We start from the raw sequence: 25,824 nt of genomic DNA, 5'->3' as shown, positions 1-25,824 counted from the left end.
ATTAAAAAATTGATTTTGTTTCTCTTAAACTGTTAACCCAGTTTATCAAGATATTTACTTTTAATTTTTTGGTATTCTTCTTCAGATACAGCACCCATATCAAGTAATTCTTTTGCTTTTTTAATTTCATCAAGAATAGTGACTTCTGCAGCCTGTTCAGGAATATCTTCCATTCTACCATTAGATCCACTATCGATTTCTGTATCTAACGCAGCTTCTTTATCATTCCCATCTTTTATAGTTAACAGGACTTCTTTTTCATTGTCCATTTCCATATCAAATGAGCTTGCGTTTTTATTTGGGGCTTCTTTTAAGCTAGCTCCGCAGCCAATACAAAATTTAGAACCGGGATTATTCTTAAAGCCGCATTTATGACAAATAAGAGAATTCATGTCAATTTCATCCGCTTCAGATGTGTTTACGCTACTTTCCAGTAAGTTGCTTCCACAACCGGTGCAAAATTTGGAATCTATTTTATTTTCAGCTCCGCAGCCCGGACACACGATCAAGTTAGACTTAGGTTCATTTATTTTAAGAGTATATACAGGGGGTTTATTTAATTCATTTCCGCAACCGATGCAAAACTTCGCGTTTTCAAGGTTTACAGTGTGGCATTTTGAGCAAATAACTTCATCTGCTTTATTAAGTTCTTCATCTGGATTTATGCCTTTCCTCCTCAATTCCAGTCTTCTCTTTATTTCTTCGTTTGAAACCATGGTTTTCCCCTCTCAGTCCAATGATTATAACACTGAATATTAAATTGTCAAAGATTATTTTAAACTTTTCTAAAGTTTTAGTGCATTTATCTCGTACTACATCATTTCTTAGGCCATATCTAAAGTTATGCTACTCCATAACTTTTAAATCCGCTTAATCTTCTTATTGATAACTTCCTTTATTATCAAAGGCAGGGGAGTTCTATCTCCAAATACATTGGTTTTTCCAGATAAAATTGCCTCTATTATACTATCAACAGAAAAATCAGCGTCAAATTCTGTAACACAGCTTCCAATTGCGCCCAGGAAGTGCGCATCACTTGCACCAATTTGAGGTATTCCCCTTTCCTCAGCAAGATTTTTTGCCTTCCAGTTGGAATATCCGAAGATATACCTTGAATTTAATGTTTCCATAGCATCTATATCTAACTTTTTGATCCTATCACATAATCCTTCCCTGTAACGCACAAATGGGTGTGGAGCAATGGCAATTCCACCAGCTTCCCTTATTGCTTCAACTGTTTCTTCAGGAGACAATCCTCTTTTTATCTCTTCATTTATTCCTATTGATACTATATGGCCTTTGCTGCTGCTTACTTCCATTGCAGGCAGTACTATGAAATCTTCCATGCCTTTAGATTCTTCAATTCCGACCATTGAGCCTTTAATGCTGTTATGATCAGCTATAGCAATTGCATCTAGCCCTATACTTCGGGCTTTCTTAATTATATCTCTAGGACGTGCTGTTGAGTCACTAGAGTACGTACTATGTATATGTGGATCTAATATCATTTATAAATCCCCTTATTTATATTTTTCAGACGCATACATCCTTAGATACATAAAAATTAACCATTTTTAGATCGAATGGCTTTTATAAGTCCAGCAGGTCCTGTCATCATCACATCCCCTGCAGGAGCTGCGTAATGCACATTAAAATCTGTTTTCTCTAAAACGTTTCTGCGGGGCCCTGTTGCAACTATAGCTTCAAAATCACCTATTGGTTTTAAAGACCATGCCCCATGCCCGTGATCTTCATGTACTTCTTCATGAGTTATAGTTCCATCTGCAAGCTTATTAACAAATAGATCTATCTTATCTGGTGTCATATTACTGGTATGGTGTTCAAATACACCCACTATTTTTCCCCCGTCAAATGCTGCCGCCAGAGTATGCCCATTTCCAATATCCATAACTATGAACTTTTCAAGGGTCTTTACATACCTGTCACATGTTGCACCGCAGACAGACGCAAATTTAGAATCCATTACAGCAGTTTTATAATTGTTAAATGACCTCAATACTGCATTAATCCTTGTAAAATAAGATGGAGCTTCACCAAAATATGCAAACTCTTCTGGCCCTTTTGGAACGTCCAGTTTTTCCCTTATTTTCATGAATCTGAAATCTCTATCTCCAACACCTTCCATATATCCATGATCCTGGACAGCTACCCCTAAATAATCAAAACTTGGATCTACATCGAATTCAGCCAGTGCACTTTTTATGGCATCCAGATCAACATCTTTAAACTCTATTTGAGTTAAATCTGAATATTTTTTTGCTTCAGAAAAGGGTACTATCTCCACCCCTAACGACTTTACATAATCCAAATTGTCTCTTATGGTCCTTGCAGCATTTTCCGTCATGAGAACCCGGTGATCTTTTAAATGTTCCTTTACAACTTTAGTTATAAATCCTCCGCCCATAGTTTCGCCTTTTATAAATAAATCTCCCTCTGATTCGGCTATTCTATCTGCGATTATCCTGGTTGGAGAGGGCATTACAAGTTTTGGAGAATTTTCAATGGACTCTTTGCTGTCATAAAACATGATATCCTGAGTACCTAAACCTACGTCAATGGTTAAAATCTTCATGTTAGTATATTTGATTTTATATTATAATAAAGCATCAAATTGGATACATGCTTATATTAAGTACCTGTTCAGTATTCAGGAAATAATTTGTTGAACAATTAATACGCCGAATAAATATTTAATCAACATTCTCTTTTTGTATTTTAAACTTTTTAGATATTATATTTTTTAATATCTCCACTAAATTAATTGTACAAGTTTAATTAAGTATTAAGTTGTTTAAATCCATTTATACATGAAATTAGCATGTTTAATCTAGAATTTGCATAAATGTGATTAACTATGCCTTGATCATTTATTACTAAATTTTATTATATAACAAAATTTAAATATGAATCCAAAAATAAGATTATTCCCATAATAGATTTTCAACAAATCTATAAAAATATAATAAATTTACAGTATTATATTTAAAAAATGGGTATACATGACAACCAAGTGTTGCATGAAAATAAAAGATTATTTAACTTTAATATGCAAAGGGGGCGGAAAAAATACGTAAAAGTTATTTAATGTTAATATTATTTGTTTTAGCTTTTTTTATAACTGTCAGCACCGTTTCGGCAGCAAGTGTTACGCCTAATCAGGTTGCCAATTCGTCAACTGCTGTTAAAAATTATGTAGATACAAACCACAAGCTTCCAGGCAGCGTAAATATATCTGGAAATAATGTGAACATGTCTAATTATTTAGGAGTCTCAACATCAGCAGTAGTAAACATCAACAAAGGTTCAAACACTGCAATTACAATAAAAAGCTTTGGAAAAGCATCTTCTCCTTCAGAAACCATCACAACACAGACCATCAGCAAAGCAGAATACTTAGACATGGCAAATCGTGTAAGGTCTTACATGGACAAAAACGGACGTGCACCTAATTATGTTACTCAAACCAGTACAGGAAAAACCATTCGCTACGAATCAATGATTTACATGTTTTCACAGGTTTTGAGCTACTACAATACCAACAAAGTTCTACCAAGCAGCGTTACGGTAAAATCATGGGCAACTGTCACCTCAAATCCCAATATAATAGGCAAAACAAGTTATGGATACGTGGAAAAGAAAATTTACGGAAATAAGAGCTCTAACCAGACCATTGTCGTTATAATTGGCATGCATCCTCAAGAAAATGGAATACACACTGCCATTTACAATGCCATAACAAGTAAATCATCCCAACTCACTAAAAGATATGTCCTTTACTATATTCATGTAACTAAAGATGCCAGCGATTACAGCAAAGGAAGGATGAACGGACAGCTATTAGGCCAGAAATTTATAGTTCCCGATGTTTCTAAAGAACACCCCATACTAGTGATAGATAACCACGAAAACCACGGTGCACAGAGCGGATACAAATATTACAGGTTCTTGTACCCTATTTCAAAAACCACGACTACTACAAAATACGCCAATGAAATAATCAGTCAAATGAAATTAATCAACTCAAAAGCATCCAAATTATTGATATATACTCCTCCAAATCCAACAAGCCCCAAATATGTCACAGAACCAATTAAAAATAAAGGGATAACCACTATAATCTACGAAACTTACGCCTATGATTCCACAGCTCAAAAAGCAACCGATGCAAATGCTCTTATAAATGCATTAGAAAGTTTAGATAAACCAGTTGATACTAAAAGTCCAACCGTAACTGTCAATCCTGCTGGAAGCACATTTAACACTCCACAAACTATTACCTTAACCACAAAAGACCCTGACAGCAGCACAACAACAACCTACTACACCACAGACGGATCTGACCCACAAACAAGCACTACTCGAACTGCATATACTGCTCCAATAACTCTTAACAGCAATACAACTCTTAAATTCTCCGCAGTTGACCCTGCAAATCACTGGAGCCCAGTTTACACTCAAAACTATATAATCAATTCCACAATACCGCTGATAACTGCTGATATTAAAGGAGGAGCCTATAAAACTTCTCAAACAGTCACTTTAACTACTAAATGTCCAGGCAGTACTTATACAACTTATTACACCACAGATGGAACTATACCCACTACGGCAAGTACTCCTTACACCGGATCAATCGAAATAAGCAAAACAACAACACTCATATCTGCTGCAGTCAACGAATTCGGCGTTTGGGGCCCAATATTTAATCAAACTTATACAATTGACAGCAGTATTCCAACAGCAAATGCCAGTCTTGATAACGGCGCATTTAACACTGCACAAACTGTCACTTTAACTGCTAAAGATGACGACAGCGACACAACAATTTACTACACTACAGATGGATCTGACCCTACAACCAGCAGTACACGTGTGAAATACACTTCACCGATTAATATAAACTCCACAACTACTTTAAAATTCTATGCAGTTGATGCCGCAGGAAATCCATCAGATGTTTACACCAGAAGCTACACTATTGACAAAACAGCTCCTATTGCATGGGCAGACTACAAAACTGGGTCTTACAATACCAGCAAGTCTATTAATTTGATGACAAACGAAGTTGCAAGCATTTACTACACTACAGACGGAAGCACACCAACTACAGCAAGTAAACTATGCACAGGGCCAATTTCAATAACATCCACAATCACATTGAAATTCATTGCAATCGATAAATTAGGGAATAAATCCCCAGTTTACACAGAAAAATACACCATTGACAAAACAGCGCCAAAAATAACCTCAACATATCCTAAAAACGGAGCTACAAGATATTCAAGAACAGCTGCTATCACCATTAAGTTCAGCGAAAACATCAAAGCAAGCACTAAATGGTCCAAAATTTACATTAAAAACATGAAAACCGGTAAAATAGCCGCAATAACTAAAAAAATAAGCGGTAACACATTGACCCTTAAAATGAACTTAAGGAGATATGGTTACACATGGTACCAGGTTTACATTCCATATTACGCTGTTAAAGATGCTGCAGGAAACAATTTAGCTAAAAGTTATGTTTTTAAGTTTAAAACAGGGTGATAAACCTAAATTCTTTCTTTTTTTTATTTTAAATCGCTATAACTATTGTTTAAAGTTTGAAAATTACATTTTCGGATTTTAACGAATTCTATAAATCTCTAACAAATTTACACGCCCAATTTTAACAGTAAAACTTTTTTTAGTGCCAAAAAGTATGATACCTCAAACCCTAAATATTAAAATCGAGGGGCGGATCATTTTCCACTACTATTAATTTCCACGTTAATTCCAGATTTAAATAAAAAAATTCGCCCCCCACACCCTACTTCATGCATTTTAAATCTTATTTTAGCGGTTAAAATCTTAAATTTATTTAAATTACTATTTTAAAACTAAAAAAACTTAAATTATAAAAATATTAACCCCCATTACAAAACCAATTAAAAAGTTTTAAATCTTAAAAACAAGTAAATAATACTAACTTCTTTCTAATTTATCGGATAATATTAATTATCATTTGATGGGAGAGCTATATTTGAATAAAAAAGACAATATATTCAAGGAAATATTCGATAAATCCCCCATCGGCATTTTTTGTTATGATAAAAAAGGGAACTTAATTGATGCTAACCCTACTGCCTTAAAAATAGCAGGTATTGATTCTATAGATGATTTTAAAAAAGTTAATTTATTTGATAACCCCCATATTGCCTCCAGGAAGGTAGAGTTACTTGAAAATGGGCTAATTAATTTTCAGTCCCAATTAAATTATGATAATATAAAAAATAAAGGGTTTTATGTTCCTGTAAAGTCAGGGATCGCTTTTATTGATTGGAGTGTCTCTGTTGCGGATTCTAGTTTTTTGGTTCAAATTCAAGATATTACTGAAAGTAAAGAAGCTGAAAATACATTGAAAGAAAGTGAAGCCCAGTTCAAAGTGCTCATTCAAAATTTACAGTCAGGAATAGCATTGATAGATGAAGGCGGTAAATTTGCAGTAGTTAATCCCTCATTTATGCGAATTTTCGGTTTAGACAAGGAATCAGATATATTAAACGTTAACAGTCAAGATTGGAGTCGTTGGGAAGTATATAATGAAAATAGTAAATTATTACACGTTAATGAGCACCCCGTACGAAAAGCAGCGATAGCAGGTAAACCTGTAATGAATCAGCTTGTCGGTGTGCGGAATCCCGGAGCTAATAGACTTACCTGGATGTTGGTGAGTGCTGAACCCCTGTTAAATGAAAATAACCGCAATAACATGATTATCTGCACTTACTACGATATTACAGAAAGTAAAAACTCTGAAATGCAAATTAACAGGCAAAATAAACTATTAAATGGCATTAACAAAGTATTTAAAGAGTCTTTGACCTGTGAAACTGTTGAAAATGTTGTAGAAAAGTGTCTTGAAGTTGCAGAAGAACTAACAGACAGTGATTTCAGTTTTATAGGTGAAGTTAATGAAAATGGACGTTTAGATGACCTTGCTATAAGTCCTCCAGGATGGGACGCATGTACAACCAATCTTGAAAAATCACGGGAATTAATAAGTAATATGGAAATTGTAAGTTACTGGGGACGAACAGTGACAGAAGGGAAAAGTCAAATCGTGAATGACCCTGATTCAGACCCGGATAGACGCGGTATCCCTGAAGGACATCCTCCAATCAAATCATTCTTAGGAGTTCCACTAAAACAGGGCAATAGAACAATAGGGTTGATTGCTTTAGCGAATAAAGAAGGAGGCTACACTGAACAGGATAAAAATAACATTGAAACTCTTTCTGTTGCTTTTGTTGAAGCTTTAAAACGTAAACAAGCTGAAATAGAATTAAAATATACTCTAGATCACCTCGAAGAACAGGTTAAAGAGCGTACACTAGAATTAGAAGAGGCTTATAAAATTTTAAAGGAAAAAGAGATAAAATATCGTTCTTTATATGAAAATGCACCTGTAGGTATTTTTCATTCAACATTAGATGGAAAATATATTGATGTTAACCCTGAGCTCGCAAGGCTTTTAGGCTATGATTCTCCAGAGGATTTAATTTCAACCGTTAACAAAACATCTATTGCAGACGTTATTTATGTTAATAAAAATTTAAGACCTGGTTTTTTAGAATCTGCTTTGAAAGCGAAAGCCTGGTTTAAAACTGAAAATCGTTACAGGCGCAAAGATGGAGAAATAATAATTGGAGATCTCTCTTTTAGAGATCTTGGAAATGATAATGATGGAAATCCTTTATTAGAAGGCTTTATGACCGATATCACAACCCGTAAAAAATCGGAAGAAAAGTTAAAAGAAATTATAGAAGAATTAGAACGCTCTAATAATGAATTAGAAAGTTTTGCTTACATTACCAGCCACGACCTGCAGGAGCCTCTTAGAACCATTGCCAGCTACGCCCAATTAATCGAAAGACGTTACAAAGATAAACTAGATCCAGATGCTGATGAATTCATTGAGTTTATGGTTGATGGTTCCCGGAGGATGAAGCAGATGATTCAGGGTTTGCTTGATTACTCACGTGTCGGAACCCGAGGACATGAATTTACAGAATTTGAATCTGAAGATGCTTTGAACTATGCTTTAAGTAATTTAGGAACTGCAATTAGTAAAGCTGATGCTGAAATTACAAGTGATGAACTTCCAGTAACTTTTGCAGATAAAGATCAGATGGTGCGTGTATTCCAAAATTTAATTGGAAATGCACTTAAATTCCACAGGGAAGGATTAAAGCCTAAAATTCATATCTCAGCCAGAAAAGAAGATGGTGAATATATTTTTTCAATCAGTGACAATGGAATTGGGTTAGAAGAGCAATACAGTAATCAAATTTTTGAAGTTTTCAAGAGGTTACATGCTATTGGAGAATATCATGGCACAGGGATAGGTTTAGCAATTGTTAAAAGAATTATAGACCGCCATGGAGGAAGGGTATGGGTTGAATCAGAGCCCTGTGTAGGTTCGACATTTTACTTTACCATACCTACAGAAAAAAAGTGAGTTATCTACCCTATATCTCCCTTCGCACTTAGAGATACCCACATATACTGACCTATAAAATGCCAAAATCACTAATTTTAATGGATCTTATTCTTGGATCATGCATCTTGATGGCCCCACTAATGCTAATTTAGTATATTGTTTTTATAATCAAAAACCAAAACTTATTCATAATATAAAATCCATAATTATTAAAGTACAGATGTGTACAACAAAGATTTAATAATATCACGGAGTATATGGTCTTAATAAAATTAAATGGTGATTTTTAATGTATAAAGTTACACTATCCTCTAAAGACATACCCAAAAAATGGTATAATATAGCAGCAGACCTGCCTGTAGAACTTCCCGCGCCTTCACAGACCGAGGAAGGACAGCAGCTAGGAAATCTGCCTAAAGTATTTTCTAAAGGCGTTTTAGAACAGGAAATGTCCACAGAACGATGGATTGAAATTCCAAAAGAAGTAAGAAAAGTTTATAAAATGATTGGGAGGCCAAGCCCACTATTCAGGGCAACTGGTCTTGAAGACTACCTGGACACCCCAGCTAAAATATACTACAAAAGAGAAGATACTTCCCCAACTGGAAGTCACAAATTAAATACAGCCATTGCACAAGCATACTATGCTAAAAAAGACGGTGTTGAACGTCTTACAACAGAAACAGGTGCAGGGCAGTGGGGTACAGCATTATCACTTGCATGTTCAATGATGGACATGGACTGTACTGTTTACATGGTTAAAGTTTCATTCCAGCAAAAACCATACAGAAAAACCATCATGCAGATATACGATGGAGATGTTATACCTTCCCCAAGTGATAAAACTGAATTTGGAAGAAAAATATTAAGTGAAAACCCAGACCACCCAGGAGCACTTGGAATTGCAATATCAGAAGCTATGGAAGACGCACTACAGGATGAAAAAGCTTATTATTCCCTTGGAAGTGTTTTAAACCACGTTCTCCTCCACCAGACAGTTATTGGTCTTGAAACCAAAAAACAGATGGAAATTGTTGGAGAAGACCCTGATGTAATTGTTGCATGTGTAGGCGGTGGAAGTAACTTCGGAGGAGCAGTTTTCCCATTCGTTAAAGATAAAATTGACGAAAAAATTGACTGTAAATTCATAGCAGCAGAACCTTCATCATGCCCAACCCTTACAAAAGGAGAGTACAAATACGACTTTGGTGACACCGCAGGTTTAACACCTCTTTTAAAAATGTACACACTTGGACACGACTTCGTACCTCCATCTGTACACGCTGGAGGATTACGTTACCACGGAATGTCCTCACTGGTATCATTACTCGTACATGAAGGACTTGTAGAAGCCCGTTCAGTAAAACAGGGAGATATCTTCAAGAGCGGAACCACATTTGCAAAATGCGAAGGTGTAGTCCCAGCTCCAGAAACCTGTCACGCCATAAAAATAGGTATGGACGAAGCACTGGAATGTAAAAAGACCGGAGAAGAGAAAAATATTATAATTAACTTCTCAGGACACGGAATGCTGGACCTTAAAGGTTATGACGACTTTATAAACGGCAACCTTGTGGATTAATCCTCTCGAAAATCTTTAACGGTTTTTGAGGGTAATTAACCCATCTCTTTTTATTTTATTTAGAAATATAATCTTATTTTCAGTTTTTAAAAACGGAACTTAAATTGTTGATGATTCCCCATCACAATTTAAATTAACAGAAAACTAGAAATAGATTCACACCCATTACAATAAAAATATTAAACTAACATTTATGATTTTAAAAAACTAAAACTATATTTACACTAATTCAATACATTATTTTAGACTAATCTAGGAGGATAATAATTATGTATCATATAGGAGAAGCTTTAATAGGAAGCGGAAATGAAGTAGCTCACGTTGATCTAGTAATTGGGGACAAAAACGGCCCTGCTGGTACAGCATTTGTAAATAATTTAACACAACTATCAATAGGACACACACCATTACTTTCAGTTATAAGGCCTAACTTACTTACAAAACCTGCCACATTAATTATACCTAAAGTAACTGTGAAAGATTTGTGCGATGCAGAGAAAATATTCGGCCCTGCTCAGACTGCAGTAAGTAGAGCAGTAGCAGACGCAGTTCAAGAAGGATTAATTCCTGAAGACAAAGCAGAAGATTTAGTAATACTCGCTTCAGTTTTCATACACCCTGAAGCAAGCGATTATCGTAAAATTTATCAGTACAACTACGGAGCAACAAAATTGGCAATAAGAAGAGCGATGGAAGGATACCCATCAGTTGGAAAAGTTTTAGCTGAAAAAGACCGTGGTGCACACCCTATAATGGGCTTTAAAGTAGTAAAACTATGGAACCCACCATACTTACAGGTTGCGCTCGACTTAGACAACTTTGATGATGTTGAAAGGATAATAAACAGCCTTCCAAACCGTGAAAGAATACTGCTTGAAGCTGGAACACCACTTATTAAAAAATTCGGTGTTGGAGTTATAAGCAAAATCAGAGAACTCAGAAAAGACGCATTTATAATTGCAGACCTTAAAACCCTCGATGTCGGAAGAGTAGAAGTTAAAATAGCTGCAGACGAAACTGCTGATGCTGTTGCAATCTCTGGACTCGGAACCGTCGAATCCATCGAAAAAGCAATTCACGAAGCAATGAAACAGGGAATATATTCCATACTGGACATGATGAACGTGGAAAACTTCGTTGAAAAACTCCAGTCATTAAGATTTAAACCTGACATTGTCCTGTTACACAGAAATGTTGACTTAGAAACCGCTGCAAAAGAACGTGGAGAAGCTGAAGCAGAAGTAACAGAATGGGGTAACATCAACCAGATCAAAGAAATCCTTGGTAAAAACGGACTTGTTGCTGTTGCAGGCGGAATAACACCTGACAAAGTGGATAAGGCACTTACAAGCGGTGCAAGCATCATTATCGTTGGAAGGTATATCATAGGTTCCAGAGATGTAAGGCGTGCAGCTGAAGACTTCTTAGCCCACATGCCTCAAGACCCTGACACCATGAGACTTGCTCTTGATGAAGACGAAGCAATTTAACTTATTTTTTAAAGCATAGCTCTGCTATGCTCAACTACTTTTTTTAAGTTACTAAACAATATTTTCACTATTTTTAAGCATTTAATAGTCCCGGAGGAAATGCAATGACCTTTGCCACCTGCCTGAACTGTATAGACGGAAGAGTACAACTACCTGCAATTAACTGGATTACTGAAAATTATAACGTAAAATATGTAGATATGATAACTAAAGCTGGAATGGACGGATTTTTAGCCGCTGAAAATTCAGATATCCATGAAATCCTAAAAAATGTTGAAGTTTCGATTTCAGGGCATGGATCTAAAAATATTTTCGTAGTTGGACATTATGACTGTGCTGCAAATCCTGTTGATGATTTAACACATAAAAATCAGATTAATACTGCAGTAAAACAGATTAAGAATTTATTTCCGGATTTAAACGTGATAGGTTTATGGATAACTGAAAACTTTGTAGTTGAAAATATAAGTGAAAAATAGTTATAATATTTTAATTAAAAAGAACCTATTTATTATAAGGTTATTTAAACTGGAAATTCCATTGAAATTTCCACACACAAATTCTATCTGGTTACATACATTATACTCGGAGAGTTAATAATGATAGTAGGTATATGCGGAAGTCCAAGAAAACAGGCCACAGACTATGTTTTAAATGAAGCTTTAAGCATGCTTGAGGATAAAGGATTCGAGACAAATTTTTTCAGCGTCAGGGGAAAGGATATCAGTCCTTGCAGACACTGTAATTACTGTCTAAAGAAAAAGGAATGTATAATCAAAGATGATATGTATAAAGTCTATGATTTAATCCGTGAGGCGGATGGACTTGTATTTGCTTCTCCATGTTATAATGGAGGGATCAGTGCCCAGTTAAAAATGGTTATGGACAGAACAAGAGCTATGGGCGCTGCAGACATTAACTTTTTGAGGGGAAAAGTTGGTATGGCCATTTCAGTCGGGGGCGATAGACACGGCGGCCAGGAACTTGTAATCCAGCAAATATTCACTTTTTATATACTTAACGGGGCAGTTCCAGTAAGCGGCGGCGCATTTGGGGCCAATTTAGGGGCGACCTTCTGGTCACAGGACTCCCTTGAAGGTGTTAAAAATGATAAAGAAGGTTTCAGGGTCCTTAAAAAGACTGTCAGGAATTTTTCAAACTTTTTAGAGAACGTTGAGATAGATCTCTAAAACTAATAAAAAATTTCTGATACCTTCTAATTAGATCTAGACAATAACCTAAATCCATTTAAAATAGAAATTAAAATATTACGAATCAGGCACTCCAAATGGAAATGTCATTAATTCTCCTTGTTCCTGATTATACTTTGCATATTCTTTAGAATTTGCTATTTTTTGGCCTACATACTGTTTGAATTGAGTATCTTTGTTATTGATTGTTGTAAGCAGATTTTCTTGACTTTGTATCTTTGGAACTAAATTCTTAGCATTTTGGTAGTGTTTTTGGGCTTCCTTACTATTTCCATTTATGCTAGATTTTATCCCCAATTCCATTTCATCATAATAACTCAATTTAAGGTTTATATATTGCCCTAAAGCTTGTGCATATTCCTTCTTTATATCCGATGTTGCATCATTTATCATTTCATTATTCCATAGTGATGCGTCCTTTGTTATATTTTGCATTCTTTGATACCTTTTCTGGGCTTCTTTCAGATTATTCACATTCTGCTGAGCACTGTTTGCTGTCTTGTTTAAAAAAGCATCCGCTTCAGTTTGCAGTAAATCATCAAAAGTCAAAGAAAGTAACTGATTATCATAATCTGTTTCATAATGAGTATCCATATTAGATTGGTTAAGAAAATAACCCCCTACTGATAGTATTAAGATTAAAAACGCTGCAAGAGGGACTATTAGTTTGATATTTTCCTTTCGCAACATATTTACAATAGTACCTAATGCTCCACCCACAAATCCCCAAAAAACATAACCCGGCAAATATATGAACAAAATTAATCCATTTGAACCTCTATATTGGGCCATAATTGTTATTAAAACAGCAAATCCTGCAATTAAACCAGTTACTGCCCCACTTATACTAGGGACATAATCATAATTAGCCCTAACATTTCGATTATAAAACAGTATCCCTGTGATAGCTCCACCAGTAAGTAATGCAGGTATCATTCCATAAGCAAAAGTATCAAAAGCATCCATAAATCCATAAAAGATGGCCAGAATAATAAAAGATGCAATGACACCTAATCCCACATTTAACCAGTTAGGATTAAAAATTGCTCTGGAAACTGCTTCTTTAAAAGTTAATTCATAGAAAGATTTCCCACATTTTCTACAATACTGTTCCTTTTCCTGATTTTCAGTCCCGCAGTTTTTACATTTCATATAATGACCATCCTATACAAAAAATTGGATAGATTTAAGAATTGTTTAATAAAAAATTAAAAAAAATAAAAATGGGAATTAAATTCTATTATCTCCCTGTTTTGAATTTAAATGTGTACCTTGTAGATAAATTATGATTTGCGTAGTCTTTTACTGCTCCCGCAGGAATGTAAACCTGATACCAGTAGTATGCATATCTCCTTGAGCTAGTCTTGATGTAAAGTGTGTTTCCTGAAATCCATTTGCTAATTGAAACTTTTTTTCCTGTTTTGAGGTTTTTAACATATATCTTAGACCAGTATGTACTTGCTTTGATATTTTGACTGAATTTAATGTAGATATTTGCAGTTCTTGAGCAGCCTAAAACGCCGTTTTTTGGATAGGTTGAAGTTACTTTTAGTGGAATTTGCACTGTTTGACTGTCAGTCTTAGCTGCAACGTTGACAATACCACCTGTTGATCCTGCTTTTAAAGTAGACTTCGCAACTCCATTAACTGTAGATGATTTACTGTTTATGGTCCCAAATTTAGTGGTAAAACTTATTGGTATTCCATCTGGAACATGGCCACCAGAATAGCTGTGATAACCACCATTTGAATCATAGAAGAAGTCTGCATATATATTTGATGTCCCTCTAGCTTTAATGGTAGTAGGGCTTGCTCTTAAAGTTAAAACCAGCCATGGACTAACAGTTGCACCGATGATTCTGCCTTTTGATGGGCCTGAATTTGAACCCCACCAGTTGTATTTGACATTAATGGATCCCTTATAGTTATTTATATCTTCTAAAACGTGCCCAGTACTGGATACATATGTAGGTACTTTAACCAGATTTCCAATAATTCTACAGAAATTTACAGTCAATTTACCCTCATTGTAAATGGCACCGCCGTCAGAAGTCGCGTTATTGCCTGTAAAAGTACTGCCTATTACAGTGGTAGTTGAATTGCCCCAATTACTAATAGCACCTCCTACATCTCCAACATTACCGGTAAAAGTACTGTAAGTAACGGTTAAATTACCATTATTGGAGATTGCACCGCCGTCGAACGCATAACTTGAAATTGTGCTGACTGCACGGTTTCCTGTAAAAGTGCTGCTGCTGACACTCAATTTACCTATGTTAGAAATGGCACCGCCAAAATCAGCAAGGTTGCCGCTGAATTTACTGGTTTTAATTGTTGCTTCTTTGAAATTGAAAATTGCACCGCCGCCGTATGCCAGATTCATGGCATTTGTACTGACTGCGCGATTTCCTGTGAAATTGCTGCCGCTGACACTCAATTTACCTTCATTGTAAATGGCGCCGCCATAATTTTCTACAGTAATATCTGAGCTGGTTACTTTGTTACCAGTGAAAGTACAGTTAATTACAGTTGCATTACCATCATTACAAATAGCACCACCGTTAGTTGCAGTGTTGCCACTGAATTTACTGTTATTTACATTTAAAACACCTGAATTTGAAATAGCCCCTCCAATTGAATGCCCTTTTGCACTATTTGCAGCGTTACCTGTGAAATTACTGCTGGTTATGGTTGAACTACCTGTATTGAATATAGCACCGCCCATTGCAGTGTTACCTGTAAAATTACTGCCAGTTACAGTTAAATTACCTCCATTGTAGACAGCACCGCCAAAATATGCAGTATTATAATTAAATTCACTTCCATTAATGGTTAAATTTCCACTATTTAAAATAGCACCTGCAGCTGAAGCGTTATTTTTACCATTTGCCGTGTTTCCTGTTAAAGCATTTAATCCAAACTTACAGTTTGTTACAGTTAAATTACCTATATTGAATATAGCACCGCCCATTGCAGTGTTACCTGTGCTAATAACTTTGTTACCTGTAAAAGTACTATTTTTAATGGTTAAATTTTTTTCATTACCTATCGCACCACCACCAGATGTGCCGTTACCTGATGCCTGGTTACCTGTGAAATTACTGCCATATATATTCAAAATACCCCCATTAAGGTTCAAAGTACTGTTATATTCATTGTATATAGCACCACCTGATGTTACGTTGTTCCCTGCTGCAGTGTTACCTGTGAAAATACTGTTAAGAACTGTTAAAACTCCTAAATTATAAATTGCACCACCTGCAGTTGCACTGTTACCTGTGAAGTTACTGGTATCCACAGTTAAAATTCCAATGTTAAAAATAGAACCACCTACAGTCCCATTGTTACCGATTAAATTACCTGTTGCAGTGTTATTTATAAAATCACTGCCAGTAACAGTCAAATCTCCAGCATTATATACAGCGCCGCCGGCAACAACGTGTTTCTTGGACATATCTTCACTTGTTGCTGTGTTACCTCTAAAAGTACCGTTAATGATAGTTAAATTCCCAAAATTGCAAATGGCACCGCCTGCAGTTATATTCTTATCTGCAAGTGTCAAATTCTGGGTCGCAGTTCCATTTACAAAGGTTAAATTTTTGATAACTACATTTATACCCTTTTGAATGGTGAATATCTGCGCGGAACCTGTACCGTTTATAATTGTGTTCTCTCTGCTTTCCCCAGCAATGGTTATATTCTTGTCAATAACTATGTTGGTGTTATTTTCTCCGAAATAACGCCCATTTGCAATATTTACTGTTCCACCACTAATTACGGTTCCTGTTGCATTTTTAATTGACTTTTTAGGGCCCAATGTATCTGATATCCAAGTTGCAGACAAACCATTCCAGCTGTCATCGCCCCCAGAATCATTCACATAAATGATTGACTGATCAGCAGAAACTATGTTAACAGTAGACAATACAGTAAAAGCAATACTAAATAAAAAAACCAAAGCTATGATCTTATTTAAATGTCTATAAGTTGATTGCGTTTTAATCCCCTTCATATTGATTTATATTCTAAATACTGAATTGTAAATTATTACAAAACAAAATTATTGTAATTAAATTATTATTTAAAAGTTTCTATCATATTAAAATGTTTTTAATGACTTTTTTATCATGAAAGCCAAATAATAACAATTTAAAGGATAAAAATTCAATAATAAATCATTATAAACTAAATAAGAGTTAAATAAGCGTTTTATTAGAATAATAATTATTAAGCAAACCATTAAACACTTTTAATTCCATATTGAATAAACAGAATTATGTTAAAAAACTTGATATTCATATTATCTAATTAACGGCGTGACAATGTATATAAAGGATACCGGGCAATTAGAAAACCTACATGCTAATTTTCCAGAATAATTATTTTCGGTGAGTTAATGGAAGAATCAGAATCAAATTTACAGGAAACACCAAATCAAAGCTCAAATGGAAGTTCAAAGATACTCAGAGGAAGCTTTTTGATGATGGTCAGCTACCTGTTCTTTAGAGTAGGCGGTTATCTTTATAGATTTATATTAAGCAGAATGCTTGGACCTGAGGGATATGGATTAGTGGGCCTTACAACACCGTTTCAAGGCATATTCCAGGTACTATCTGCAGGAGGTTTTCCTCCAGCAATTTCTAAATTTGTGGCACAACATAATGCTGTCGATGAAAAGGACATGGCAAGACAGGTTATTTTAACTTCCCTCAAATTTATGATGGTGGCAGGGACTCTTTTTGGTATTCTCATATTCTTTTCCGCAAGCTGGATAGCAAATTTCTATTTCCAGAAACCAGCCATGGTTTATCCACTTCAAGCCGTTGCACTTATAACTCCATTTAGTGTCATAGTTGGAGCTTTAAGGGGTGCATTCCAGGGTGTTTATAAGATGGAGCTTGTTGTAGCCAGTCGTGCGGTAGAACAGGTATTTATGATAGGTATGGCTGTTACATTTGTTTCCATTGGTTTTTATGCAGCAGGAGCAGTTCTTGGAACCGCTTTTGGGTTCATAGCTTCTTCCATAGTTTCCCTTATACTCCTTAAGAAATATGTATGGGTACTCTTCCCAAAACCCGTCAATAAAATTAGTTTTAAGGATGAATTAGTGCTTTTGAAAACACTTTTAGTCTTTTCAATACCTGTAGCTATAACTGCACTTTCAGAAATGGCCATATATGATGTAGGGCCTCTTGTTATAGGTAGATATTTACCTGCACAGGATGCAGGGTATTATACAACTGCAGATCCTATTGCAAGGCTTCCCCTCATAATTTCTCTTTCAGTGGCAGCTGTGATACTCCCTGCAGCTTCTGAAGCTGCGAGTTTAAAGGACAAAGTGCTTCTTGAAAATTATATAACTCAATCATATCGTTATGTGGTACTGTTAGTGCTTCCACTTTGTGTTGGAATTGCAATATTCGCACAACCTCTTCTCAGCCTGCTATTTGGATCCAATTATATTTTTGGAGCCCCTGCACTAAGCATACTGGTTGTTGGAATGACATTTTACACCCTTTTCATGGTATCATCAAGTATAATACAGGGAATGGGACACCCAAGGCTTCCTATGATTATCCTAATTATAGGAACCGTGATGAATATCATATTGAATTTCCTTATGGTTCCAATGTATGGAATTATAGGAGCAGCTGTTGCAACCACCATAGTTGCATTTTCAATAATGGTTGTAATACTATGGAAAACTTGCCATATAACAGAAGTAAAACTACCACATCTTGATTTTGCTAAAATTGGATTTGCAACCATTATTATGGGAATTCCACTATTATTATTGCCTAAAACAGATATAGGACTTTTGGCAGGAATCATAATTGCACCTATTGTATACACAATTGTTTTTGCATTAATAGGCGGATTTACAAAAAGGGACATACGAGTAGTTAGAAGATACAGCAAGAAATTCGGCCCGCTCTCTGGTGCAGTTGAAAAGGTAGTTAAATTTATAGATAGGTTTGTAAAATAATATATAGAAAAAATTAGAAAGAATATACCAAAGTTCATTTCTAACTTGAATTATTATAAAATTATAGGGGCTTTTTATGGACATAGAAGAAAAACCAGAATATAAACTGGAAATGGAAATTTCAATTGGCGGAAAACAGGTATCATTAAATTACAAAAAATTCCTTCTCCTTAAACACATCGATGAATACGGATCCATAATGAAAGCATCCAAAAAAACAGGCATTCCCTACAGGACAGCCCTTAAAAACATTGAGATAATGGAAGAGAAACTTGGATCTTCAATCGTTTCCACCCAAAGAGGGGGAAAAGGGGGCGGAGGTGCAAGCAGTGTTACCGATATAGGTAAACAAATACTCTGGGAATATACCAAGCTAACAAGTATCCTTAAAAAGCATTCTGAAGTAAATGAAGTAGAAGGTAAAATTACAGGAATTTACGAAAAGAATAAGGTTATGCATGTGGATATAGAAGGAAAAACCATAGTAATTCCATTAGACCATGATTTTAATAAGGGAGATAAAGTACTTGTTTTAATAAGCCCCGATGATATTTTTGTAACGTTAAAACCCTATGAATCAAGTGTTAGAAATGTGTTTGAAGGCAAAATAATTGGAATGGAACTTAACAATGAGATGATAAGGCTCACTGTCCAGCTGAACAATGCAAAGCTTTATGTAGACGTTACAGATTATTCCAGAGAAAAACTTGGTTTAACACTTGGAATGGACATATTTATAGGTTTTAAAGCTGCTTCAGCCACCATAGTTAAAATGTAGCCTGTAAATTAAAACTAGAGAATTTTTAAATGTGTGGAATTTAAAAAAATACTATTATTAAATAATGCCTGTCTGTACTGGACTTCAAAAATCAAGCCTGCAAATTATATTAACTGCAAATTACAATGTAATTAACATGAGGATCGAAGTAGATAAAGAAAAATGCATAGGCTGTGGAAAGTGCAGAGAAGCGTGCCCTAAAGGACCTAAAATATGGAGCATAGGTAAAGATAAAAAGGCAAAAGCTTCGCATTTAGAATACTGTCATGTATGCATTAACTGTGCCTCAAGGTGCCCTGTAGATGCAATACGTGTAATTAGAGATGGTAAAGAAGATGAGGAAGCATTTAAAAAAAGTGAATAAATATCTGTAAGAAGGTTCAAAAATGACAGATCGATGCATGAAAATGAGCAGAAAAACATCTGAAACAGACATTGAAATTTCGTTAGATATCGATGGAAATGGAAAATCAGATGTAAGCACAGGAATTGACTTTTTTGATCATATGCTGGACTCTTTTGCAAGACACGGCTTTTTCGACCTTGGTGTTAAAGCTAAAGGCGATGTAAAAGTAGATGATCACCATACAGTTGAAGATGTGGGAATATTACTTGGAGAAACATTTGCAGGTGCAATAGGAGACAAAAAAGGAATAAAAAGGATGTCACATGCAATAATCCCTATGGACGACGCCCTGGCAACTGTAGCCGTGGATATAAGCGGAAGAAGTTACAGTGTCTTAAACTTCGAATTTAAAAATGCGAAAGTTGGCGACCTGAGTACAGAAAATGTTGAACACTTCTTTGAATCCTTTGCAAATTCTGCAAGGATTAATATCAATGCACGGGTGGAAGGTGAAAACGACCACCATAAAATAGAATCACTCTTTAAGGCATTTGCAAGGGCTTTAAAAGATGCATTACGGATTGAACACGATATAATCCCAAGTACAAAGGGTGTTCTCTAATCCTTTAAAAAAATCTACGATTTTTAACGTTCGGAAATTGGAACTTACAAACACAAAGTGTTTGAGTGCTCCAAAAATTCGAAGCCTTCAAAAACCTGCGGTTTTTGATGCCCCGAAATTCTACGAACTTTAGAAAATATGAAATATTTTCTAACTCCCAAAAAAATTGAAAATTTTTTTGAGGATTTCGAGGGAATTTTTGAGAGATTTCCCCAATATTTCAAAAATTAGACTTATTTTCCAAATTAGGATAGGTATAACATTTAATTCAAATTTTAAATCCTTCTATCTACTATTTTTTCAGTTACAGCACCTATTTCCGATTTTAATAATTTAAACCGTTTATACTCATCTTTAACGCTTAAAAGATCCTGTTCCATTCCATTTAACTCATACGAAGAGATTTCTATATCCATCTTGTAGTAATCTGATATCATTACATCTACCTGATGCAGCATCTCATGGATTGCACCGTACTGATACAAAATTGCATCTACTTCTTCATGTAACGCGTCAAGTCTTGATTTTAGTCCTTCTATTGAATTCAATAGTTCAGCCGGAGTTTGAGGTTCATTCACTATTTCATGGTGCGCTTCCTGTATTGCGGCCATTTCTTCGTGTATACTTTCTATTTTGTGCTTATTGGAGTTTGCAAAAAGCATCATACGAGTATAATTATCGTATATATGCTCAAAATCTTTGACCAGTTTAAAGCCCCCTTGATCTTTTTTGTATTGGTTAAATTTTCATTCACTCTTTAGAGCAGTTACTTTCTATTTTTGGAATTTGCAATACAAAAATGTTTCTTTAAGCTTAAAATAACAATATTTGCCAATTAATATAACATCCCAAATAAAATTAAGAAGATGAATTTAACCGTAATTCTTTCATATAATAAATAAAATAAATAATAACCATATCAATAACTGTTACTTCCAGAATTAAGTTATCATAAATACATAATAATGCTTAATTTTAAAAATATATTCATATTATACGTTTTAAGTACTAAAAATTAAAATTCACGAATAATTGGAGGAATAAAAATGGAATTTTTAGAATTAATTGAAAAACGGTACAGTGTAAGAGCATATAAACCAGACGATATAGAAAATGAAAAACTGAATACAGTACTTGAAGCAGCTCGCCTTGCACCTACAGCAACCAACTATCAGCCTTTCCAGATCATAGTTATACCTACAAAAGACCGTGAAAATGAATTAAACCGCATTTATCCTGCAGGATGGTTTGTCCAACCCCCTCTCTTAATATGTGTATGTGCAGTTAGCGATAAGGCATGGACAAGGAGAGACGGCAAAAACTTTATGGATATAGATGCAACAATCGTTATGGACCATATAATTCTTGCTGCCCTCAAACACGAAGTGTTTGGGGCATAAAAAATCAACGATTTTTCAATGCTACAAGCACTGGACTTGGAACATGTTGGATTGGGGCTTTTGATGCCGACGCTGCTAAAGAAATTTTAAAGTTACCCGAAGGCGTTGAACCAGTTGTATTTACTCCCTTATGATATCCGGCAGACGAACCCGGTACCAAAGAACGTAAGGACTTATCTGAACTTGTAAGATATGAACAATGGTAACTCCCTACCTTTTGTCAAATTCAAATTTTAAACATTAGAGTAATAGTATAAGTTAATACAGTCCACAAAAAGCACGATTTAATATATTAAAGAGAATAGATACATAATCTGATTAAATAAAACACAAGGTATTGAGCGTATGAAGTACATGGAAAAGCTGCTTTGGTGGTTGATAACTGGTAAAAGGGGAGGTATAAACCGTGCCAGAATTATTAAAACGCTCCATGGTAGACCTTATAATGCTCATCAGCTTGCAAAGGAACTTGATTTAGATTATAAAACTGTAAGGCACCATCTTAAAATTTTAGAGGAGAATAAAGTAATTAAATCCACTGGAGATTCCTACAGTAAATTATATTTCTTAACTGAAGAAGTAGAACAAAACTATGGTATTTTCCAGGAAATCTGGGAAAAAATAACCGAAAAATCATGATACAAATTTAAGGGGTAAAAATAATGGTGGAACTGGTCTTTTTAAACCATATGATAATATATACTGCTATTGCAGTAGGAATTGCAAATGTTTGCTTACTGTCTGGATTAGTTTACTTTTACCTTGAAAGTTACAAACAATTGAAATCTAAATTCACCACAGGCCTTCTATATTTCTCAACAATTCTACTAATTGAAAATATTCTTGCAATTCTAGCTCTGGCCATATTCTCAATTTTAGGTGTAGAAATACATGAAATAGGTGGTACCGGAGTATATTTCGTGTTACTTCTCGTTAATATAGCTCAATTAATAGCACTTGCCATCCTATTTAAAATAACATGGGATTAATCTATATCCCTCTTTTTTTGATTTAACTATTTTTTTTACCTGCTCTAAAATATCCCAATAAACTACTTGAAAATATTAGGTACAGATTGGGGTGTGAGTCTGGAATAATTACTTAACTGTAACCTCAGGATATAACAATAAATAATTTCAATAAAGGTGATGAAATGGATATAACGATAATTCAAGCCATAATCCTGGGAATTGTTCAAGGATTAACAGAGTTTCTGCCAGTAAGCAGTTCTGCTCACTTGGTTCTGGTACCACAGTTAATAAACGTAAATTACGCAAACCCTAGTCAAGCCGTTGCTTTTGATACCCTTTTACATTTAGGTACATTGTTAGCTGTAATAGCATACTTCTGGAAAGATATAATCCATATCATAACTGGTTTTGTTTCAAGCATCCTTGATATTTTCAGGGGAAAATTCAGAACTGGTTTAAGGGAAGACCCCTCTAAAAGATTAGTTTGGCTTTTAGTAATAGGAACCATCCCTGCAGCCTTAACAGGCATACTACTCAATAAACAGTTTGAAGCTCTTTTCAATAACTATGCTGCAGTGGGCTTTTTCCTGCTTATAACAGGTGTCCTGCTCTGGGCCGCTGAAAGGGTAAAAACCGGACATAAAGAAATCAAAGAGGTAAACTTTAAAAATGCCCTAAGCATTGGTATTTTTCAAGCATTCGCCATAGCCCCCGGAATCTCCCGATCTGGATCTACTATCGCGGCAGGTCTATTTTCAGGATTAGAAAGAGAATTAGCAGCGCGGTACAGCTTTTTACTGGCAATCCCAGCCATAGCTGGAGCGGCACTGGTACAGGTTAAAGATATAGGTAATGGACTAGAAGCAAACACTGCAGCACTTGTAGCTGGATTCCTGGCAGCACTTATTGTTGGTTTCCTTGCAATCAAGCTCCTCCTTAAATTGATAAAAGAAAGAACATTAATGATATTTGCTTACTACTGCTGGATAGTAGGAGCCGCGACTTTGATTATAAGCTATTTATACGGATTAATTTAAAATCCTATTTATTAAATTTTTTAATACGGAAAAAATAGGTATTAATGGAGAAAAAAATTTCATGATAAGTATAATCGAACTTGTGAGTAATTTTGCAATTGATATAATAGGCCGTTTAGGCTACTGGGGTGTTTTCATTGGAATGACCATTGAAAGTGCATGTATTCCCCTTCCAAGTGAAGTGATAATGCCCTTTGCAGGGTTTGCAGTATCAGAAGGAAAAATGACCCTTCTAGGCATAGGTATTGTAGGGGCTTTAGGAAATCTTTTAGGTGCCTTAATCGCTTATTTTGTTGGATTTAAAGGAGGACGGCCTTTTCTGGAAAAGTATGGGAAGTATATACTCATCAGTCCCAGTAAACTGGATTTAGCAGATGCATGGTTTGAAAGATATGGACATGAGGCAGTTCTTATAAGCCGTATGTTACCTATAATCAGGACTTTTATATCACTACCTGCAGGAATAGCCAGAATGGACCTCAAAAAGTTTACAATATATACTTTTTTAGGATCACTGCCCTGGACCTTTGTTTTAGGTTATATCGGAGTTCAATTAGGCCCTCACTGGAGCATAATTAAAGGATATTTCCACATACTGGATATAATTATAGTAATATGCATATTGGGAGTTTTAGCTTACTTAATTTACAAATATAAAAAATAATTCCATGTTATTGTAAGTTAAAGCTGGATCTTTTTCTATTTAATCAACGATAAAATTTTAACAAATAGTCTTAGAATTTAAAACATGAAAAAATTCAACTAATTGACGGATCTTGAAATTAAATTCTTATTAAATATGGTTAAATCTTTTTAAAAGCCCACAAAATCATGCACGCCAGCATTTCAGGTTTTTGAGGAGAAAGTTCAGGATGAGGCCCTGATAACACAACCCTTCCTGATCCATACGTATCAGTGGCGATTGCAGCATAATTCTGGTAACCCGTTTTGTTATCGGTATAAACTGCCAGAGGATCATTAGAACCATCTGTTTTATACATTGCAGGGCCGTTCCAGTGGTAAATTGTTACATTATCCAGAGTGCTCAAAAAACTGTTGGTTTTTTGGCCTTCAAAATTTGAGAATTTTTGCGAATTCAAAATATTTTCTCCACTGGAAGTCATTGAAATCGATAAATTGCCCACATAATCTACAGGCTTAGAATTTATATCAGATGCAATTCCCCATCCATCATACTCACCGTCAACATGTTTAGATGCTGCATAAGCGCCTGCACATATCCCAACGTAGCCGTTGCCATTTTTAACAAAATTTTTTAGGTCTTCAGCATTAATTTCAGGATTGTTAATATAAGTTATTCCAAGGCCTCCAGGCATGACCAAAATATCATAGCCTGACAAAGTTTGCGAATTAATTTCTTCTGTGGTTGAATAATTGAAATATACATCCAAATCAAGATTTCCACTATTTGCATAATCCAAACAATCCTTTATCCCTTCAACACTTTCAGGAATTACCCCTTCACCATCGTAAATTAAAACATTTACTGTCACTGGAGTTGAAGCATATACCTCATCTTGAGCATTTAACAGATTACCATTATTTTTTCCAGTATTTAAGGGATTACCTTTAATTACGGTCATAGATATTAGTCCAACCAATGTAAATGAGATCAGTAATACAATCGTTAAAATCTTTCTATCAATTAAATATCCTCGTATTTTCATTAGCTTCCAGATTATGTATCTGAGCTTATAAATGTTTTGAAAATAATGATATTTAATACGTTATTACATATTTAAAGAAATTTAAGTAGTCTTTATCCATTAAAAAGAGAATTTAAAAAGAATTTAACATTAAAATAACTTGAATGATACTTTTAAAAATATATAAAAATTTGAATAGAATTAAAAAATAATCAAATTAAATTAGTAGCAGCG

General features: G+C 35.0%; 23 protein-coding genes. 16 read left to right on the top strand and 7 right to left on the bottom strand.

Going from position 1 to position 25,824, the window contains the following annotated elements:
• Window positions 1-32: 32 nt before the first annotated feature.
• From AAGU07_RS09475 to AAGU07_RS09465, 3 genes are all read right to left on the bottom strand, one after another.
• The gene (locus AAGU07_RS09475) at window positions 33-716 is read right to left on the bottom strand and encodes a zinc-ribbon domain-containing protein (RefSeq protein ID WP_342458857.1); all 684 of its coding nucleotides are present in this window, start codon (window positions 714-716) and stop codon (window positions 33-35) included.
• A gap of 144 nt (window positions 717-860) precedes the next feature.
• Window positions 861-1,508: a PHP domain-containing protein gene (locus AAGU07_RS09470; RefSeq protein WP_342458856.1), complete on the bottom strand. Its 648-nt coding sequence runs from the start codon at window positions 1,506-1,508 to the stop codon at window positions 861-863.
• Window positions 1,509-1,564: 56 nt separating this feature from the next.
• Window positions 1,565-2,593 (bottom strand): DUF1786 domain-containing protein, encoded by a 1,029-nt coding sequence (locus AAGU07_RS09465; protein WP_342458855.1) that lies wholly within the window; start codon window positions 2,591-2,593, stop codon window positions 1,565-1,567.
• 512 nt (window positions 2,594-3,105) lie between these two features.
• On the opposite strand from AAGU07_RS09465, the gene AAGU07_RS09460 reads away from it, so the two are divergent.
• From AAGU07_RS09460 to AAGU07_RS09435, 6 genes are all read left to right on the top strand, one after another.
• Window positions 3,106-5,565, top strand: a complete 2,460-nt coding sequence (locus tag AAGU07_RS09460; protein ID WP_342458854.1) for a chitobiase/beta-hexosaminidase C-terminal domain-containing protein — start codon at window positions 3,106-3,108, stop codon at window positions 5,563-5,565.
• Between the two features lie 475 nt (window positions 5,566-6,040).
• Window positions 6,041-8,518, top strand: coding sequence for a PAS domain S-box protein (locus AAGU07_RS09455; protein WP_342458853.1), 2,478 nt, complete (start codon window positions 6,041-6,043; stop codon window positions 8,516-8,518).
• Window positions 8,519-8,789: 271 nt separating this feature from the next.
• Complete coding sequence (locus AAGU07_RS09450) at window positions 8,790-10,082, top strand: TrpB-like pyridoxal phosphate-dependent enzyme (protein ID WP_342458852.1); 1,293 nt, start codon at window positions 8,790-8,792, stop codon at window positions 10,080-10,082.
• Between the two features lie 269 nt (window positions 10,083-10,351).
• Window positions 10,352-11,572, top strand: coding sequence for a bifunctional 5,6,7,8-tetrahydromethanopterin hydro-lyase/3-hexulose-6-phosphate synthase (locus tag AAGU07_RS09445; protein WP_048081917.1), 1,221 nt, complete (start codon window positions 10,352-10,354; stop codon window positions 11,570-11,572).
• A gap of 104 nt (window positions 11,573-11,676) precedes the next feature.
• Window positions 11,677-12,051: a carbonic anhydrase gene (locus AAGU07_RS09440; protein WP_342458851.1), complete on the top strand. Its 375-nt coding sequence runs from the start codon at window positions 11,677-11,679 to the stop codon at window positions 12,049-12,051.
• Window positions 12,052-12,168: 117 nt separating this feature from the next.
• Window positions 12,169-12,762, top strand: coding sequence for a flavodoxin family protein (locus tag AAGU07_RS09435; protein ID WP_342459367.1), 594 nt, complete (start codon window positions 12,169-12,171; stop codon window positions 12,760-12,762).
• 78 nt (window positions 12,763-12,840) lie between these two features.
• Here AAGU07_RS09435 and AAGU07_RS09430 read toward each other — a convergent pair whose 3' ends face one another.
• Complete coding sequence (locus tag AAGU07_RS09430; RefSeq protein WP_342458850.1) at window positions 12,841-13,935, bottom strand: hypothetical protein; 1,095 nt, start codon at window positions 13,933-13,935, stop codon at window positions 12,841-12,843.
• 88 nt (window positions 13,936-14,023) lie between these two features.
• Window positions 14,024-16,708, bottom strand: a complete 2,685-nt coding sequence (locus AAGU07_RS09425; protein ID WP_342458849.1) for an Ig-like domain-containing protein — start codon at window positions 16,706-16,708, stop codon at window positions 14,024-14,026.
• A 471-nt stretch (window positions 16,709-17,179) separates the two neighbouring features.
• On the opposite strand from AAGU07_RS09425, the gene AAGU07_RS09420 reads away from it, so the two are divergent.
• The 4 genes from AAGU07_RS09420 (at window position 17,180) to hisB (ending at window position 20,515) form a co-directional block, all read left to right on the top strand.
• Complete coding sequence (locus tag AAGU07_RS09420) at window positions 17,180-18,769, top strand: flippase (RefSeq protein ID WP_342458848.1); 1,590 nt, start codon at window positions 17,180-17,182, stop codon at window positions 18,767-18,769.
• 76 nt (window positions 18,770-18,845) lie between these two features.
• Window positions 18,846-19,547 carry a TOBE domain-containing protein gene (locus AAGU07_RS09415; protein ID WP_342458847.1) on the top strand — a complete coding sequence of 234 codons (702 nt, stop codon included), beginning with the start codon at window positions 18,846-18,848 and terminating at the stop codon, window positions 19,545-19,547.
• 64 nt (window positions 19,548-19,611) lie between these two features.
• Complete coding sequence (locus AAGU07_RS09410; RefSeq protein WP_342458846.1) at window positions 19,612-19,911, top strand: ferredoxin family protein; 300 nt, start codon at window positions 19,612-19,614, stop codon at window positions 19,909-19,911.
• 22 nt (window positions 19,912-19,933) lie between these two features.
• The gene (hisB, locus tag AAGU07_RS09405) at window positions 19,934-20,515 is read left to right on the top strand and encodes an imidazoleglycerol-phosphate dehydratase HisB (protein ID WP_342458845.1); all 582 of its coding nucleotides are present in this window, start codon (window positions 19,934-19,936) and stop codon (window positions 20,513-20,515) included.
• Between the two features lie 275 nt (window positions 20,516-20,790).
• On the opposite strand, the gene AAGU07_RS09400 is transcribed toward hisB, so the two are convergent.
• Complete coding sequence (locus tag AAGU07_RS09400; protein WP_342458844.1) at window positions 20,791-21,180, bottom strand: hypothetical protein; 390 nt, start codon at window positions 21,178-21,180, stop codon at window positions 20,791-20,793.
• A 381-nt stretch (window positions 21,181-21,561) separates the two neighbouring features.
• Between AAGU07_RS09400 and AAGU07_RS09395 the strand changes: the two genes are divergently transcribed.
• The 6 genes from AAGU07_RS09395 (at window position 21,562) to AAGU07_RS09370 (ending at window position 24,587) form a co-directional block, all read left to right on the top strand.
• The gene (locus AAGU07_RS09395; RefSeq protein WP_342458843.1) at window positions 21,562-21,915 is read left to right on the top strand and encodes a nitroreductase family protein; all 354 of its coding nucleotides are present in this window, start codon (window positions 21,562-21,564) and stop codon (window positions 21,913-21,915) included.
• Window positions 21,813-22,049 carry a nitroreductase family protein gene (locus tag AAGU07_RS09390; protein WP_342458842.1) on the top strand — a complete coding sequence of 79 codons (237 nt, stop codon included), beginning with the start codon at window positions 21,813-21,815 and terminating at the stop codon, window positions 22,047-22,049. Before AAGU07_RS09395 ends, AAGU07_RS09390 begins: the two co-directional genes overlap by 103 nt.
• Window positions 22,050-22,260: 211 nt before the next feature.
• Complete coding sequence (locus AAGU07_RS09385; RefSeq protein WP_342458841.1) at window positions 22,261-22,554, top strand: winged helix-turn-helix domain-containing protein; 294 nt, start codon at window positions 22,261-22,263, stop codon at window positions 22,552-22,554.
• A 23-nt stretch (window positions 22,555-22,577) separates the two neighbouring features.
• Window positions 22,578-22,904: a hypothetical protein gene (locus tag AAGU07_RS09380; RefSeq protein ID WP_342458840.1), complete on the top strand. Its 327-nt coding sequence runs from the start codon at window positions 22,578-22,580 to the stop codon at window positions 22,902-22,904.
• Window positions 22,905-23,074: 170 nt separating this feature from the next.
• The gene (uppP, locus tag AAGU07_RS09375; RefSeq protein WP_342459366.1) at window positions 23,075-23,923 is read left to right on the top strand and encodes an undecaprenyl-diphosphatase UppP; all 849 of its coding nucleotides are present in this window, start codon (window positions 23,075-23,077) and stop codon (window positions 23,921-23,923) included.
• Between the two features lie 61 nt (window positions 23,924-23,984).
• On the top strand, window positions 23,985-24,587 hold the full coding sequence (locus AAGU07_RS09370; protein WP_342458839.1) for a DedA family protein: 603 nt from the start codon (window positions 23,985-23,987) through the stop codon (window positions 24,585-24,587).
• Window positions 24,588-24,726: 139 nt separating this feature from the next.
• Here AAGU07_RS09370 and AAGU07_RS09365 read toward each other — a convergent pair whose 3' ends face one another.
• A complete protein-coding gene (locus AAGU07_RS09365) occupies window positions 24,727-25,611 on the bottom strand; it encodes a BPL-N domain-containing protein (RefSeq protein WP_342458838.1) in 885 nt (294 codons plus the stop codon).
• Between the last annotated feature and the right edge of the window lie 213 nt (window positions 25,612-25,824).

Source organism: Methanobacterium sp., assembly GCF_038562635.1.
In the GTDB taxonomy this organism is placed as follows: Archaea; Methanobacteriota; Methanobacteria; order Methanobacteriales; family Methanobacteriaceae; genus Methanobacterium_D.
This window is presented reverse-complemented; position numbering and strand designations above follow the sequence as displayed.